The following is a 13,995-nucleotide window of genomic DNA, read 5'->3' on the forward strand; positions in this document are numbered from 1 at the left end:
AACGGAGAACCAAATGGACTTTAGCATAAAAGCATTCGATACCAAGAGCACCCTCGGCACGGCCAAAAGCGGATGCATCGCGGTTGCGGTATTCGAAAACAAAAAACTGTCGCCAGCGGCAAAATCGCTGGACAGCAAGGGTGCGATTTCGGCTGCGCTGAAGTCCGGCGACATCAGCGGCAAGCCTGGCAGCACGTTGCTGCTGCGCGCAGTCGATGGCGTCGCCGCCGAACGTGTTCTGCTGGTAGGCATGGGCAGCGATGACACTGTCAGCGAAAAAAGCTTCACAACCGGCGTACAAGCCGCACTGAAGGCCTTCGGCTCGCTGGGCGCTGCGGACGCCATTATCGCATTACCGCTGGCTGAAGTGAAAGAGCGCGACGTAAATTGGGCAATCCGTTGCGTGGTGCAAGCCGCCCACGACAGCGAATACCGCTGCGACTCGCAAAAAAGCAAAAAAGATCCGGCGCCGGCAGGCGTGCGCAAGATCGTCCTGGCGGCGCCAGCAACGGCAGCCACGCGCGGCGCGCTGGCGCAAGCCATCGCCATCGCCAACGGTTCCGACCTGACGCGCAAGCTGGGCGACCTGCCGGCGAACATCGCCAATCCGACCTACCTGGCCAGCACGGCCAAGCAGCTGGCCAAGGATTACAAGTTCGAAGTCGAAATCCTGGACCGCAAACAGCTCGAAGCGCTGAAGATGGGCAGCTTCCTGTCCGTCACCAACGGCAGCGAGCAGCCGCCGAAATTCATCGTCCTGAAACACATGGGCGGCAAGGCCAAGGATGCGCCAGTGGTCCTGGTCGGCAAGGGCATCACCTTCGACACGGGCGGCATTTCGATCAAGGCCGGTCCTGGCATGGATGAAATGAAGTACGACATGTGCGGCGCCGCCTCGGTACTGGGCACCTTCCGCGCCATCGGCGAAATGAACCTGAAGCTGAACGTCATCGGCGTCATCGCCGCGTGCGAAAACATGCCGTCGGGCCGCGCCACCAAGCCGGGCGACATCGTCACCTCCATGAACGGCCTGACCATCGAAGTGCTGAACACGGACGCCGAAGGCCGTCTGGTGCTGTGCGACGCGCTGACCTACGCCGAACGCTTCAAGCCGGCAGCCGTGGTCGATATCGCCACCCTGACGGGCGCTTGCGTCATCGCCCTGGGCCACCACAACAGCGGCCTGTTCACACGCAGCGATGCGGCGCATGACCAGCTGGCCAATGAACTGCTGGCAGCGGGCAAGCAAGCCAGCGACACGGCATGGCGCATGCCGATCGAAGAGGCGTACAACGAGCAGCTGAAGTCGAACTTCGCCGACCTGGCCAACATCGGCACGCCAGGCGGCGGCTCGGTGACGGCAGCGGCCTTCCTGGAAAACTTCACCAAGAAGTACACCTGGGCGCATCTGGACATCGCCGGCACGGCATGGAAATCGGGCGGCTCGAAGGGCGCGACCGGCCGTCCAGTCCCACTGCTGACGACGTTCCTGATCAACCGGGTATAAGAGAACGCCAGACCAAACCTACTGCGCGGGGCTATTGGCGGCCGGCGATGCTCGCTGTACATAAAGTACAGCTGCGCTTCTCGGCCACCACCAGCTCCCGCTCGCTACGGTTTTGTCAGGCGTCGTTACGCAAGAAGACAGCCGCCACGGTCACTGACCTGGCGGCTTTTTTATGTGTCATTGAATCAGTAGACGACGGGATTGGGCAACGGCGACGGTGCCACCTTGGGCTGCACCACCGTTTCCGGCACGGCGGGCGCTGGCGCGGGCGCGGAAATGGGCGCGGGCGGCGGCGCCAGGCGCGCGGGGTCTTGCATGACGATGGTCAGGATCGACGGGTAGTCGAAGCCGGCGCCCGTGTTGCGGTCGACGAAGTAGCCGACGCCCAGGGTCAGGATGACATTGCCCCAGACGCTGCCATTGAGCTTGGGGTCGATGTGGTCGTCCGTCGCGATGGCGGGCGAACCGTGCTTGCGGCAGTCGACCTTCAACGGCTCCTGGCTCTTGCGGATGGTGATGCGTCCGGGCGTGGTGACGAACCACTTGCCCACGTCGTTGCTGAGGATACAGCCGGCACCCGTCAGCTCGCGGTTATCCTGGATGGTTTGCACGAGCACCATCTGCTCGGTGTTGCCCGTCAGGGTGGCGCAGCCGCCCAGGCCAAACAGCAGCAGCGTCCTGGCGGCAAGGGCGGCAGACGATGGTACGCGCATGGGAAGCTCGCTTAACGGACGGGAATCGGCTGGTCGCCGGGCACGGCGACGGCGGTGACGCTGTTTTTCGGGCTGCCCTCGATCAGGCGGTCGGAATACACGAGGTAAACCAGCGCATTGCGCTTGCTGTCGACCATGCGCACGACGCGCACGTGCTTGAAGAAGATCGAGGCACGCTCGGTAAACACTTCTTCCTGGCGCGGCAGCTTGCCCTTGAATTGCAGCGGCCCCACCTGGCGGCAAGCCACGGCCGCATCGGCCTTGTCCTCGGCCAGGCCGACGGCGCCCTTGATGCCGCCCGTCTTGGCGCGCGACAGATAGCAGCTGACGCCAGCGACACGGGGATCGTCATACGCTTCGACGACGATTTTATGGTCAGGGCCGATCAGCTTGAACACCGTGTCGACCGAACCGATGGTTTCGGCATGCGCCGCGGCGCAGGCAAAGGCCAGCACCAAGGCTGCAGGCAGCAATTTACGCATGAAGAGTATCCCGGGCACGCACGCAGGCGGCCATCAGTTGATGGGAGCGAAACGCTGGACCATGACGCCTTCGACTTCGATCAGTTGAAAGAACACGTCTTTCGGCCGGGTCCAGATGGAACCGTCCGCGGCGCGATACACGATCATTGGCGTCAGATCCGCTTCCAGCGTGGCTTCGCACACCAGCTCATAAATGCCGCCCTTGTAGTGCCGATAACGCATCGCCGTCCCCTCAAGCCGTTGAATCTTCGCTCTTGTCGTCGGCCAGTGCCTTCTGCTTCATCTTCAGGCCCTGGATCACTTTCAGTATGCCTTCCATGCCGGCCGCGCCATCGGCGCCGCTGAAGGCGTCGAGCACCTCATTGAGCACCTTGTTGCGCACGGTCGCCTCATCGGAGGACATTTCCAGCGCACGCTGGGCTTTCGCCGCCTTTTCGGCCGCGCTCACGCGCGGCTTGGTCGCCGTCTTGCCATGCGTCAGAGCCGCCTGCCAGATAACCCAGCGGCGCTGGGTCTCGAAAATCAGGTACTCATCCGGTTTGTCTTCTCTTCGCCGCACAATGTGGCCGTCACGCTGCGCCCACGCTTCAAATGCAGTTCGCATTTTCTTCCTTTGCAAATGCTACGCGCAAGTCTCACTATTAAAACTGCAACATTTCAAAATAGTACCATCTATTGATGTCGCAAAACAGTCTCATAGATATAGTACTGCAATTTATATAACAAGTTTGGCGGCGCCAAGGACGGAATTAACGTTCCGTCCCCGGCACAGTGGTCATGTAATCGGAATAGCAATTACAACTAATTACAACTGCTTCCTGTTCGGTTCTTAACTTGGCTGTAACAAAGCCGTATGACACAGTTGTTACATTGTGCCATTTTAGTAGTTTTTATCGCGTTTTAGCCAGAAACTTTACACCTTTGTCGCGTCAAACGGCGAGACGCAGCCTGCCGCGCCAGCCACTTATGCCAAATCAAGCATAGTGGTTGATCAATGATACACAAAAACATAATATTCATGCGTCACGATTGGTTAAATACAAATACTTTATTGATACCGCTTTTGTCCTGCCAGTCAATCAAGCCCGTGCCCGGCAGGCGGGGCAGGACGCCATCGGCACGCATGCGGTAAGATTCGCGCCTATCACCACCCAATCGTCACCTACTCAAGCAAGGATTTTTCCCATGAAACTCGCCACCTGGAACGTCAACTCGCTCAAAGTGCGCCTGCCGCAAGTGCTGCAGTGGCTGGCAGACAACCCGGTCGACATACTGTGCCTGCAAGAGACCAAGCTCACGGATGACAAGTTCCCCGTCGCCGACATCGAGGCGGCCGGCTACCAGGTGGTCTTCAGCGGCCAGAAGACCTACAACGGCGTGGCCATCCTGTCGAAGCTGCCGATCACCGACGTGGTGAAGAACAACCCGCGCTATGAAGATGCGCAGCAGCGCATCCTGGCCGCCACCATCGCCGGCGTGCGCGTCGTCTGCGCCTATGTGCCGAACGGCCAGAGCGTCGACTCGGACAAATACGAATACAAGCTGGGCTGGCTGTCCGCCCTGCACGACTGGCTGGCCGAAGAAGCGCGGCAGCACCCGCAGCTGGCCGTCGTCGGCGACTACAATATCGCCCCCGACGACCGCGACGTGCACGACCCCGTCGCCTGGGCAGGCCAGGTGCTGGTCTCGGACAAGGAACGCGCCGCCCTGCAGCGCCTGTTCGACATCGGCCTGACGGATGCCTTCCGCCTGTTCGAACAGGCGGAAAAATCGTTCAGCTGGTGGGATTACCGCCAGCTGGGCTTCCGCCTGAACAAGGGCCTGCGCATCGACCACATCCTGCTCTCGCCCGCCCTCGCTGGCCGCTGCACGGCCTGCGTGATCGACCGCGTGCCGCGCAAGTGGGAACAGCCGTCCGACCATGCGCCGGTCGTGGCAACGATTGATTGAGCACTTAACATAAGCTACTGCGCGTCGCGATTTGCGGCCGCCGATGCTCACTGCCTCGGCGGCCCCGTGCTTCGCACAGCTCCGCTTCTCAGCCACAACTCACTGCCGCTCGCTACGGTTCTGTTAGGCGCTCGAAGTCTTGACGCGTTCCAGCAGCGCCTGCGCATTCGCTGCAGGCACCGGCGCGGAAAACAGATAGCCCTGCGCATAGCGGCAGCCGTGCGCCTGCAGCAGGGAGAACTGCTCTTCCGTTTCCACGCCCTCGGCCACGGCCGACAATTGCAGGCTGTCGGCCAGCGCGATGATGGCCGACACGATGGCGCGGTCTTCCGCGCTGTGCTCGAGGTCCTTGATGAAGGCGCGGTCGATCTTGACCTTCTTCACGGGGAAGCGCTTCAGGTAGGCCAGGCTGGAATAGCCGGTGCCGAAATCGTCGATCGACAGGCGCAAGCCCATGCCATTGATCTGGCGCAAAATCTCCAGGGTATGCTCGCCGTGCTGCATCAGCGCCGTCTCGGTGATCTCGAACTCCAGCAGCGCCGGATCGATGCCCGTTTCCCGCACCACGGCGCCGATAGCCGCCACCAGACCCTTGTGCATGAACTGGCGCGGCGACAGATTCACCGCCAGGGGCACCGGCTGCAAGCCCTGGCGCTGCCAGGCCATGCTTTGCTCGCACGCCTGGCGCATGACCCACTCTCCCACCGGCACGATCAGGCCGTTCTCCTCCATGATGGGAATGAAGCGGTCCGGCAGCACCAGGCCGTGGCCCGGACGGCGCCAGCGCAGCAGCACTTCCATGCCGTGCAGGCGGCGCGTGGCGATATCGATGACGGGCTGGTAAAACAATTCGAACTGCTGCAGCGCCAGCGCCGTGCGCAAGCTGCTTTCCAGGTCGAAGTGCAGGGCCGCCGCCTGGTTCATCGTCTGCGTGAAGAACTGGTAGTTGTTGCGGCCGTTGCCCTTGGCGTGGTACATGGCCGCATCGGCATGGCGCATCAGGGCGTCGACATCGCCGCCATCGTCCGGATACAGGCAGATGCCGATCGACGGCGTCACGTGCAGCACGTGGCCATCGAGCGGAAAGGCGGGCGTCAGCGCCTCGATGATCTTCTCCGCCACGCGCGCCGCTTCATCGGCACCACGGATGCCCGGCACCAGCACGACGAATTCATCGCCGCCCAGGCGCGCCACCGTGTCGCTGGCGCGCACCGCGCCGCACAGCCGGGCGGCCACCTCCTTGAGCAGCAGGTCGCCCGTCATGTGGCCCAGAGAATCGTTGATGGTCTTGAAACGATCGAGGTCGATGAACATCACGGCCAGCTTGCGTTCCGAGCGCTGCGAGGCCAGCATGGCCCGTTCCAGCCGGTCCGACAGCAGCGCGCGGTTTGGCAGGCCCGTCAGGTTGTCGTGGTAAGCCATGTGGTGCACCCGCGCCTCGGCCTGGCGCCGCTCGACGATCTCGCCCTGCAGCAGCAGGTTGGCGCCGGCCAGTTCGGCCGTGCGTTCCTGCACCCGCAATTCCAGCTCGTCGCGCGCGCGGCGCACCGCCTCGGCCGCCTCGCGGCGCGCCGTCACGTCGTCGACCAGCCATACGGAACGGCCATGCGCATGCGCCAGATCAAACGGCCGGCCGGACAAGCGCGCCCAGAAGCGGCTGCCATCCTTGCGCACTAGCTGGTATTCGGACATGTGCACCCTGCCCGCCTCGAAATCGCGCGCCGTCTCGCCGCGCGCCGCCTTCCACGCGGCCACGTCCGGGTACAGGGTCTGCACCGACAGGCCGTTGATCTCGCCGGGTCCATAGCCGAACAGCTCCTCCATCTTGCTGTTGGCGCGCAAATTGTGGCCGCCCTCCACCACCGAGATGCCCAGCACGGCGCTGTCGAGGATGGCCTGGTTTTCCAGCAGCGCGTTGCGCAGGGATTCTTCGGCGCGCTTGGCTTCCGTGCGGTCCTCGATGATCCAGATGGTGCCGGCGGCGGGATCGTCCGGATTGACGACATAGGCGATCAGCTGCGCCCACAAGGTCGTGCCGTCGCGGCGCATCATCTCCACTTCCGTCTGGAAGGGCTTGGCCACCGACAGGAAGGGAAAGGCCGCCGCGCCCAGCAGGTCGTAGGACTGCTGCGACACGTACAGCGCGCGCCCGGGCAGGCCCAGCGCCTCGTCGCCGCTGTAGCCAAACATCGCGGCAAAGCCCAGGTTGTAGCGCGTGATCTGGCGGTTCTTGGTATACAGGATGCTCACCGAGGCATTCGTCATGATGGCTGCCACCTCCATCTGTGCCTGGCGGCTGGCCGTGATGTCTTCGAGGATCCAGATGGCGCCCTGCTCGCTGTGCGCCTGGTCGACGGCCTTGGCGCGGATGCGGCACCAGAACAGGCTGCCGTCGCGGCGGCGGAACAGCGATTCATCCTGCTCGTACGGCAAGCCCTGCCCCAGCAGCGGCGTCGCCTGCACGCCAAACTCCTCGTAGGCGGCAGGCGAGGGAAACAGTTCGGCGGCGGGCAGGCCCTTCATCTCCTCCTGCGCGTAGCCGAACATTTCGGCGAAGCGGGGATTGCAGCGCAGGATCAGGCGCGAACGCGAAAACAGGATGCCGACGGAGGCATTGTCGAGGATGGCCTGCTGCTCCAGCATCAGCTGGCGCGTCGCTTCCTCGGCCGCCTTCTGCGCGCTGCGGTCGTCAAACAGCCAGATCGTGTCGCGCAGCGCGCGGTCGGACTGGCTTTCGGGATTGAGCACATAGCCATACGCCAGCGCCCAGAACGTGGAGCCATCGCGCCGGCGCATCTCCATCTCGCCCTGGAACGGCAGGCCGCGCCGCAGCAGGGGCGCGGCCTGCCGCACCACGTTCTCGTAGGCCGCGCGCGACGGATACAGGTCGGCGACGGCCAGGCCCACGCCGCTGTCGCCATCGAAGCCGAAGCATTCCGCGAAGCGCCGGTTGTAGCGCAACACGCCCTTGTCGCGCTGAAAACCGATGGCCAGCGGCGCGTTGTCCATCACGGCCTGCATTTCCAGCATGGCGCGGCGCAGCTGGTCTTCATCGCGCCGGTGGTCGCTGATATCCTCGATGATCCACACCGTGCCGTCATGCGTATTGAGGGGATCGACGGCGCGCCCGTGCAGGCGACTCCAGAACAAGGTGCCGTCCTGGCGCCGCAATTCCAGCTCCGTGCGGTATGGCTTGCCCTTCGACAGCAGCGGCGCCGCTTCCAGCCCCAGCGCGCGGCAATGCTCGGCGGAGCGGTACAGCACCGCGCCCGGCATGCCCGTCAGCTGGTGGCGCGCATAGCCGAGCATCTCGGCGGCGCGGATATTGCACTCCTCGATGAAGCCGCCCTTGGAAAACACGATGCCGACGGCGGCGCTTTCCAGGATCGCCTGCTGTTCCAGCAAGGTCTTGCGCAAGGCTTGCTGGTCGCGCTGCTGTACGCTGATGTCGGCAAACACGAGGGTCGCGCCCGGCAAGCCATCGTCCACCAGCAGGGGCCTGGACCAGACCTGCACGGCGATGGCGCCTGCCTCCCCTTGCAGGCTGCTGTCCCACTGCCGCTCGCGCCCGGCCGCACCGAGCGCGCCGCGCAGCATGCTGCTGCTCGACGCGCGGTAGGCGTCCGTAAAACAGTCGGCCAGCAGCCGGCCCGTCACATCCTTGCCCAGCAAGGCATTCAAGGCGCCATTCGCGGCCACCACCATGCCGCAGGCATCGCAGGCGCACGCGGGCAAGGCGATCAGCTGCAAGGCATCGGCGATGAAATCGGGACTGGTCGGTACGCGCTTCATGGACACCATGGATGGTTAAAGGCAAAGTGAACATGTGCCTGGGAAACACATTCTTCCAAGCATCATGGTGCTGCTAGATCATAAACCAGTTTCCAGCGGTTTTTTCATATTCCTTATTGGCAATATCTGAAACGCCACAGACCACTTGCAACACGCCCGTTGCAACGGCGTTGCATGGCAATAAATTGAAACAAATCGTTTAGAATAAAGCATGCGCCGCCCTCCCCAACCTCCGCTCGACCACCGCGACAAACCCGTCATCTGGACCGTCTCCGTCTCGCGGCTGTTCGACCTGTTCCGCGACATCACGCTCGAATACGACGACCTGGCGACGATCGAACCGATCAACCTGGGCTTCGACGACGCCGTGCGCCACATCCGCGAACGCATGGCCACGGAGCGCTGCGACGCCGTCATCGCGGCCGGTTCGAACGGCGCCTACCTGAAAGGCCGGCTGTCGGTACCCGTCATCATCGCCAAGGCCAGCGGCTACGACGTGATGCAGGCGCTGGCGCGCGCGCGGCGCATCTCGCCGCACATCGGCGTCGTCACCTACCAGGACCCGATGCCGGAACTGGGCGAATTTGCCGCCACCTTCGGCTTCCAGATCGCGCAGCGCACCTATGCCACCGAGGAAGACGCGCGCGCGCAGATCAACGAACTGAAGGCCGAGGGCGTCAAAGCCGTCGTCGGCGCGGGCCTCGTCACCGACCTGGCCGAAGAGGCGGGGCTGGCCGCCGTCTTCGTGTATTCGGCCACGGCTATCCGGCGCGCCTTCGACGACGCGCTGGAACTGGCGCGCCTGACCCAGATCGAATCGAACCGGGGACGGCGCGCGGTGGTGGCCGACACCCTGCGCGCACGCCATGGCCTACACGATTTGCGCGGCGAATCGGAGGCGATGGAAGCGCTGCGCCAGTCGGTGGTGCTGTATGCCCGCTCGCCGGCGACGGTGCTGATCCAGGGCGAGACGGGCAGCGGCAAGGAGCTGGTGGCGCAGGCCATCCACCGCGAAAGCCCGCGCAGCCTGAGCGCGAACCGGCCCTTTATCGCCATCAATTGCGGCGCCATCGCCGAGTCCCTGCTGGAATCGGAACTGTTCGGCCACGAGGACGGGGCGTTTACGGGCGCGCGCCGGGGCGGCCATGCGGGACTGTTCGAGGCGGCCAATCACGGCACCCTGTTCCTCGACGAAATCGGCGAAATGCCGCTGGCCCTGCAAACGCGGCTGCTGCGCGTGCTGGAAGAGCGCGAAGTGGTGCGCGTGGGCGGCACGCGGCCCATCGCCATCAATGTACGCATCATCAGCGCCACGCATTGCGACCTGGAACAGCGTATCCGCGAAGGACGCTTCCGCGCCGACCTGTTCTACCGCCTGGCCGTGCTGCGCCTGCATTTGCCCGCCTTGCGCGAACGCGCCAGCGACATTCCCGGCCTGGCCGAATGGTCGCTGAAAAATGCGCTGGCCGCGCTGGGCGCCCGGCCGCACCCCAACCTGCACGCGGAAATCCAGGCTTGCGCGCCACTGCTGCGCCGCTACGACTGGCCCGGCAACGTGCGCGAGCTGCGCAACCTGGCCGAGCGCCTGGCCCTGTTCCTGGCCGCCGAACCGCTGCAGGCGCTGACACCCGCCTTCGTGCTGGGCGTGGCGCCGGAACTGGGCAACGCAGGCGGCACGACGGCGCCCCTGCCGGCGCCGGCCGCTGCCGTGCCGCCGCGCCTGGAAGACGAAAGCGCCAGCGCCGTGCTGGCGCGCTTCGGCGGGCGCCGCGACGCCGCCGCCCATTACCTCGGCATCAGCCGCACCACGCTGTGGCGCCGCCTGCGCGCCGGCTGATTTATCACCCAGACGAAAAATATCATGGACGACTGGCCTCACCTGCACGATTTATGGCAGCGCTGCACGGGACGCGCCGGCGCGACAGGCAAGCAGGGGCTGGCGCGCGACCAGCGGGACATCAAGGCCCTGTACGCGCGCGGCATTTCCATGGAAGACGCGCTGCACTTCCTGTATCAGCAACGCCCTACCGTGGAAGCCTTCCAGGCGTGGCTGGCTGGCCGCACGCGCGTCCGTCCCGCGCACGCCAACAGTCCCCATCAGGACGTGCTGTCCGCCGCCGAGCTGCGCCATTTCGACGAGCACGGCTATCTGGTGCTGCGCGGCGCCGTGCCGCGCGCGCAGTGCCTCGCCGCACAAACGGCCATCTGGGACTACCTGGGCGCCTCCCCCGACGAGCCGGCATCGTGGTACCGGCCGCACCCGGGAAAACGGGGCCTGATGCTGCAGTTTTCCGACCATCCGGCCCTCGAAGAAAACCGCCACAGCGCGCACATACGCCACGCCTACCAGCAGCTATACCAGCTATACGAAACAGGCACCGGCGCCGGCACAGGCATCTACGCCAGCATCGACAAGGTGAGCTTCAATCCGCCGGAAACGCCGCAGCACCGCTTCCTTGGCAGCGCCCTGCACTGGGACGTCAGCCTGCAACAGCCGATTCCGTTCAAGCTGCAAGGCATGCTGTACCTGAGCGACTGTCCGGCGCAGCACGGCGCCTTTCACTGCGTGCCCGGCTTCCAGCGGCACGTGGCCGACTGGCTGCGGCAAGTGCCGCCAGGGCGCCAGCCGCGCGAATGGGCCGTCGAAGACCTGCGGCCCGTGCCCGTCGAAGGCATGGCCGGCGATTTCATCATCTGGCACCAGGCCCTGCCCCATTGTGCCACGCCCAACCGCGGCCCGGCGCCCCGCATGGTGCAATACCTGACCTACCATCCCGAGCACTGCCAGGACCAGGATGCGTGGATCTGAACCACTCATCCCGCCCTGCCGCCGCTCATCCCGCGGCGCTGGCGGCCGAACGCCTGCGCCGCTAGCATGGTCGTCAAGGAGGAGTACCCCATGAAACGCACACTGCAAACATTGATCTTGCTCAATACCCTGCTGGCGGCTGGCGCCAGCCAGGCCGCTGCCCCCACCGCATTCACGGTCGACGTCACGGGCCAGGGCCGCCCGCTGATCCTGATTCCCGGCCTGGCGTCGTCGGGCGACGTCTGGCAAGGCACGGTGGCGCGCCTGTGCGGGCCGCAAACCGCACGTCAATGCCACGTACTAAACCTGGCCGGCTTTGCCGGCGTGGCGCCCATCGAAGGCGACTTGCTGGCGCAGGCGGAGCAGCAGCTGGCCAGCTACATCGTGGCGGAAAAACTGGGCCAGCCGGCCATCATCGGGCATAGCCTGGGCGGCTTCCTGGCCCTGAAAATGGCCATCGACCATCCGGCCCAGACGGGCAAGCTGCTGATCGTCGACTCGCTGCCGGCGCTGGGCGCGACACAAATGCCGGACGCCACGCCGCAGCAGCTGCAAGCCATGTCGCAGCAGATGCAATCGGCCATGCGGGCCCAGGACGCGGCCACCGCCGGCGCCAGCCAGCGCCGCACCGTCGCGGCCATGGCCAGCGCGCCGGCCGACGTGGAACGCATCATCGGCTGGGGCCAGCGCTCGGACCGCGAAACCGTCATCAGCGCCATGGGCAGCCTGATGGCCAGCGACCTGCGCCAGGACGTGGCGCGCATCACGTCGCCCACCCTGGTGCTGGGCACCTGGATCGCCTACAAGGACTATGCGCCGCGCGCCGCCATCGAAGCGACCTTCCAGCAGCAGTACCGCCAGTTGCCGGGCGTGCAGATCGCGCTGGCCGACACGGCGCGCCATTTCATCATGTACGACCAGCCGGACTGGATGTATGCGCGCATCGAACAATTCCTGGACTAGGCAGTGAACGCGCCCGTGCAACGTCCGCCGCTGCTGGCCAGGATCAACTGGTACTGGACCTTCCAGCTGGCCGGCTGGAGCGCACTCGCGCTGTTCAACAGCGTGTATGGCGGTTCCTCGCAGTTGCGTATCGTCGTGACGATTGCCTGCTGGGGTTCCCTGGGCGGGCTGCTGCTGTCACACCTGTGGCATGGCGTCCTGCGCCGGCGCGGCTGGGCGGCGAACGGTTTGCGCTGGAAACGCATCGTGCCGGCGCTGGCCCTGCTGGCCGCCATCCAGACGGCCAGCGTGACGGCCGCCTTCCACGTCATGTATCCGCCCGATGTCCTGCGCGGCCTGGCCTGGCTGCCCGGCGCGCTGCTGTTCTGGTTCGGGGTATTCCTGACCTGGACGGTGTTTTACTTCACCGCGCTGTCGCTGCGCCGCGCCGCGCACCTGGAAGCGGAAACCCTGCGCCTGCAGCTGCATGGGCGGGAAGCGGAACTGCGCGCCCTGCAGGCGCAAGTCAATCCGCATTTTTTCTTCAACAGCCTCAATAGCGTGCGCGCGCTGATCTTCGAAGACCGCGAGGCGGCCGCGCACATGATCGACCAGCTGGCCGGCCTGATGCGCCATGCGCTGCAGTCTGGCCAGCACGCGACGGTGCCGCTGTCGGCCGAACTGGACGCCGTGCGCGCCTACCTGGCGATCGAACAGATACGCTTCGAGGAGCGCCTGCGCGTCAACTTTGCGATTGAGATCAGCGCGCCCGGCCTGGAACAGGTGCGCGTGCCGCCCATGGCCCTGCAAACGCTGGTGGAAAACGCCGTCAAGTACGGCGTCGAGACAAGCCCCAACGGCAGCGACATCCGCATCGCGGCGCGACGCGACGCTGGTGCGGGCATGCTGCAGATCGAGGTCGCCAACACGGGCGCCTTGCGCGCACCGGGCAACTCCACCTGCGTCGGCCTGCGCAATGCGCGCCAGCGCTTGCAGCTGGCCTGCGGCGAGCGCGCCAGCCTGGAACTGCGCGAACAGGCGGGCTGGGTGGTCGCCACCATCGACCTGCCGGAGCAGGCATGATCGCTCGGCCGCTCAAGCTACTGCTGGTCGATGACGAGCGCCTGGCGCGCGCCGAGCTGCGGCGCCTGCTGGCGCCGCACGTGCAGCGCGGTGCGGTCGACATCGTGGGCGAGGCGGCCAGCGCGGCCGACGCCGTCGCGCAAATCGGCAAGCTGCGGCCCGACCTGCTGCTGCTCGACGTGCAAATGCCAGGCGGCTCCGGCTTCGACCTGCTGGCCGCCCTCGACGAGGCGCCCGACGTCATCTTTTGCACGGCCTTCGACCAGTACGCGCTGCAGGCGTTCGAGGTCAGCGCCCTCGACTACCTGCAAAAACCCGTGCAGGCGGCACGCCTGGCCACGGCGCTGGCACGCGCCGGCGCGCGGGCGCAAGCCGTGCCGCCGCCCGCGCCGCGCAAGGTCTTCATCAAGGATGGGGAACGCTGCTGGTTTGTCGCGTTTGACGATATCCGCCTGCTGGAATCGGAAGGCAACTACACGCGCGTGCATTTCGGCGCGCAGCAGCCGCTGATGCTGCGCTCATTGAGCCAGCTGGAAGAACGGCTTGATCCTGCGCAATTCTTGCGCGCCAACCGGCGCCAGATCGTCAACCTGGCGCAGGTGGCGCAGGTGGCACCGAATGCGGCCGACGGCCTCGACCTGCATTTGCGCGACGGCAGCGTGGTCGAGGTGTCGCGCCGCCGCGCGCAGCAGTTCAAGGCTGCCTGCGGCCTGTAGC

The 13,995-nt window shown here is 65.3% G+C and carries 12 protein-coding genes; 7 read left to right on the forward strand and 5 right to left on the reverse strand.

What is annotated here, in order from left to right; genetic code table 11:
• Positions 1 to 13 precede the first annotated feature (13 nt).
• The gene (locus AC1RJW_RS12380; RefSeq protein ID WP_493045189.1) at positions 14 to 1,507 is read left to right on the forward strand and encodes a leucyl aminopeptidase; all 1,494 of its coding nucleotides are present in this window, start codon (positions 14 to 16) and stop codon (positions 1,505 to 1,507) included.
• A 185-nt stretch (positions 1,508 to 1,692) separates the two neighbouring features.
• Here AC1RJW_RS12380 and AC1RJW_RS12385 read toward each other — a convergent pair whose 3' ends face one another.
• From AC1RJW_RS12385 to AC1RJW_RS12400, 4 genes are read right to left on the reverse strand one after another with little or no spacing between them, the layout of a single operon-like run.
• Positions 1,693 to 2,220, reverse strand: coding sequence for a hypothetical protein (locus tag AC1RJW_RS12385; protein WP_493045190.1), 528 nt, complete (start codon positions 2,218 to 2,220; stop codon positions 1,693 to 1,695).
• Positions 2,221 to 2,231: 11 nt separating this feature from the next.
• Positions 2,232 to 2,702, reverse strand: a complete 471-nt coding sequence (locus tag AC1RJW_RS12390) for a CreA family protein (RefSeq protein WP_230538379.1) — start codon at positions 2,700 to 2,702, stop codon at positions 2,232 to 2,234.
• A 33-nt stretch (positions 2,703 to 2,735) separates the two neighbouring features.
• Positions 2,736 to 2,924, reverse strand: a complete 189-nt coding sequence (locus AC1RJW_RS12395; protein ID WP_034782199.1) for a DUF1653 domain-containing protein — start codon at positions 2,922 to 2,924, stop codon at positions 2,736 to 2,738.
• Positions 2,925 to 2,934: 10 nt separating this feature from the next.
• A complete protein-coding gene (locus AC1RJW_RS12400) occupies positions 2,935 to 3,306 on the reverse strand; it encodes a phiTE_015 family protein (protein WP_092798511.1) in 372 nt (123 codons plus the stop codon).
• 581 nt (positions 3,307 to 3,887) lie between these two features.
• On the opposite strand from AC1RJW_RS12400, the gene xth reads away from it, so the two are divergent.
• Positions 3,888 to 4,652, forward strand: a complete 765-nt coding sequence (xth, locus tag AC1RJW_RS12405; protein WP_493045191.1) for an exodeoxyribonuclease III — start codon at positions 3,888 to 3,890, stop codon at positions 4,650 to 4,652.
• 123 nt (positions 4,653 to 4,775) lie between these two features.
• Here the strand turns inward: xth and AC1RJW_RS12410 are convergent, their stop codons facing one another.
• Entirely contained in the window at positions 4,776 to 8,444 is a 3,669-nt protein-coding gene (locus AC1RJW_RS12410; RefSeq protein WP_493045192.1) for a sensor domain-containing protein, read from the reverse strand.
• Positions 8,445 to 8,655: 211 nt separating this feature from the next.
• On the opposite strand from AC1RJW_RS12410, the gene prpR reads away from it, so the two are divergent.
• The 5 genes from prpR (at position 8,656) to AC1RJW_RS12435 (ending at position 13,994) form a co-directional block, all read left to right on the forward strand.
• A complete protein-coding gene (prpR, locus tag AC1RJW_RS12415) occupies positions 8,656 to 10,281 on the forward strand; it encodes a propionate catabolism operon regulatory protein PrpR (protein WP_493045193.1) in 1,626 nt (541 codons plus the stop codon).
• 24 nt (positions 10,282 to 10,305) lie between these two features.
• Positions 10,306 to 11,253, forward strand: coding sequence for a phytanoyl-CoA dioxygenase family protein (locus AC1RJW_RS12420; RefSeq protein ID WP_493045194.1), 948 nt, complete (start codon positions 10,306 to 10,308; stop codon positions 11,251 to 11,253).
• Positions 11,254 to 11,343: 90 nt separating this feature from the next.
• Positions 11,344 to 12,216: an alpha/beta fold hydrolase gene (locus tag AC1RJW_RS12425; protein WP_493045195.1), complete on the forward strand. Its 873-nt coding sequence runs from the start codon at positions 11,344 to 11,346 to the stop codon at positions 12,214 to 12,216.
• Positions 12,217 to 12,219: 3 nt separating this feature from the next.
• A complete protein-coding gene (locus tag AC1RJW_RS12430) occupies positions 12,220 to 13,278 on the forward strand; it encodes a sensor histidine kinase (RefSeq protein WP_493045196.1) in 1,059 nt (352 codons plus the stop codon).
• Positions 13,275 to 13,994 carry a LytR/AlgR family response regulator transcription factor gene (locus tag AC1RJW_RS12435; RefSeq protein WP_493045197.1) on the forward strand — a complete coding sequence of 240 codons (720 nt, stop codon included), beginning with the start codon at positions 13,275 to 13,277 and terminating at the stop codon, positions 13,992 to 13,994. The genes AC1RJW_RS12430 and AC1RJW_RS12435 overlap by 4 nt, the downstream gene beginning before the upstream one ends.
• Position 13,995: the final 1 nt, after the last annotated feature.

Source organism: Janthinobacterium sp. GW822-FHT07A03 (assembly GCF_058798815.1).

Coding starts and splice junctions, on each gene's coding strand:
- AC1RJW_RS12420 (WP_493045194.1), top strand. CDS start 10,306: ATGGACGACTGGCCTCACCTGCACGATTTATGGCAGCGCTGCACGGGA.
- AC1RJW_RS12410 (WP_493045192.1), bottom strand. CDS start 8,444: ATGAAGCGCGTACCGACCAGTCCCGATTTCATCGCCGATGCCTTGCAG.
- AC1RJW_RS12390 (WP_230538379.1), bottom strand. CDS start 2,702: ATGCGTAAATTGCTGCCTGCAGCCTTGGTGCTGGCCTTTGCCTGCGCC.
- prpR (WP_493045193.1), top strand. CDS start 8,656: ATGCGCCGCCCTCCCCAACCTCCGCTCGACCACCGCGACAAACCCGTC.
- AC1RJW_RS12395 (WP_034782199.1), bottom strand. CDS start 2,924: ATGCGTTATCGGCACTACAAGGGCGGCATTTATGAGCTGGTGTGCGAA.
- AC1RJW_RS12400 (WP_092798511.1), bottom strand. CDS start 3,306: ATGCGAACTGCATTTGAAGCGTGGGCGCAGCGTGACGGCCACATTGTG.
- AC1RJW_RS12435 (WP_493045197.1), top strand. CDS start 13,275: ATGATCGCTCGGCCGCTCAAGCTACTGCTGGTCGATGACGAGCGCCTG.
- xth (WP_493045191.1), top strand. CDS start 3,888: ATGAAACTCGCCACCTGGAACGTCAACTCGCTCAAAGTGCGCCTGCCG.
- AC1RJW_RS12425 (WP_493045195.1), top strand. CDS start 11,344: ATGAAACGCACACTGCAAACATTGATCTTGCTCAATACCCTGCTGGCG.
- AC1RJW_RS12380 (WP_493045189.1), top strand. CDS start 14: ATGGACTTTAGCATAAAAGCATTCGATACCAAGAGCACCCTCGGCACG.
- AC1RJW_RS12385 (WP_493045190.1), bottom strand. CDS start 2,220: ATGCGCGTACCATCGTCTGCCGCCCTTGCCGCCAGGACGCTGCTGCTG.